Origin of the sequence: Enterobacter cloacae complex sp. OE43NF (assembly GCF_023544405.1) — a bacterium.
GTDB lineage: Bacteria > Pseudomonadota > Gammaproteobacteria > Enterobacterales > Enterobacteriaceae > Enterobacter > Enterobacter cloacae.
In genome coordinates this window covers 1-1,228 of sequence record NZ_JAMJFW010000138.1, presented here as the reverse complement: position 1 = coordinate 1,228, position 1,228 = coordinate 1, and the positions used below count along the sequence as shown (strand labels likewise).

The window sequence follows — 1,228 nt, the reverse complement described above, 5'->3', positions numbered from 1 at the left end:
GAATCGCCACGGATAATCTAGACACTTCCGAGCCGTTGATAATACTGGTTTTCATATTCTGTCGGTGACATCTGTTCGCTAGAACCATGCCGACGCTTACTGTTATAAAACATTTCGATGTAATCAAAAATATCACTGCGGGCTTCTTCCCGCGTTCCGTAGATCTTTTTCTTTATCCGTTCACGTTTCAACAACTGGAAAAAACTTTCTGCAACCGCATTATCATGGCAGTTACCGCGACGGCTCATGCTACCTTCCAGGCCGTGTGATTTCAGGAACGACTGCCACTCATGGCTTGTGTACTGACTGCCCTGATCCGAATGAACCAGCACCTGTTTTTCGGGATTACGCCGCCATACAGCCATCAGCAGTGCGTTCAGGACAATGTCCTTTGTCATCCGGGATTGCATGGACCAGCCGATAATTTTGCGTGAGAACAGATCAACAACAACGGCAAGATACAGCCAGCCTTCGTGGGTCCTGATGTAGGTTATGTCCGTTACCCAACGCTCATCAGGAGCATCCGGATTGAACTGTCGCTGGAGCCTGTTGGGTGACACGATACTGGCCTCGCCTTTACGTGCCCGCGGGCTTCGGTATCCGACCTGAGCCTTTATTCCGACACGTTTCATCAGTCTCCAGACTCTGTTTACTCCGCACTGTTGCCCGCTGTCACGCAGATCCAGATGGATTTTGCGATAACCATAGACGCATCCCGATTCCAGCCAGAACTGTTTAATCTGTCCTGTCAGTCTCAGGTCTGCCTGATGGCGTTGTGAATGCGGCTGCTGAAGCCAGGCGTAAAAACCACTGGGATGAACATCCAGCACCCGACAGAGCAGGCGAACAGGCCAGCAACAGGAGTTGTCACGGATAAAGGCGTACCTCAGTCGGACAGCTTTGCGAAGTACGCCGCGGCTTTTTTTAATATGTCCCGTTCGTCGGTAACCCGTTTCAGCTCTTTCTGGAGACGGCGGATCTCGGCCTGAGCATCTGACTGTTCTTTATTAGCGGAAGAATCCGGACCGTACTTCTTTATCCAGGTATAAAGGCTGTGGGTGGTGATATCGAGACGTGTTGCAACGCTGGCAACAGAATAACCGCGATCAACAACCTGTTTGACTGCTTCAGTTTTAAACTCTTCGGGATAACGCTTACCGCTCATGGGCACCTCTCTTTAAGCCATCTTAAATGACTCTGAGGTGTCTGTTAAACCCGTGGCGATTCA

General features: G+C 50.3%; 1 protein-coding gene. It reads right to left on the bottom strand.

Annotation, left to right across the window (positions count from 1 at the left end; translation table 11 throughout):
* Positions 1-17: 17 nt before the first annotated feature.
* A protein-coding gene (locus M8370_RS23360; RefSeq protein WP_110292990.1) for an IS3 family transposase occupies positions 18-1,165 on the bottom strand; the annotation gives its coding sequence in 2 pieces (ribosomal slippage) (positions 18-928 and positions 928-1,165; 1,149 coding nt in all).
* Positions 1,166-1,228: the final 63 nt, after the last annotated feature.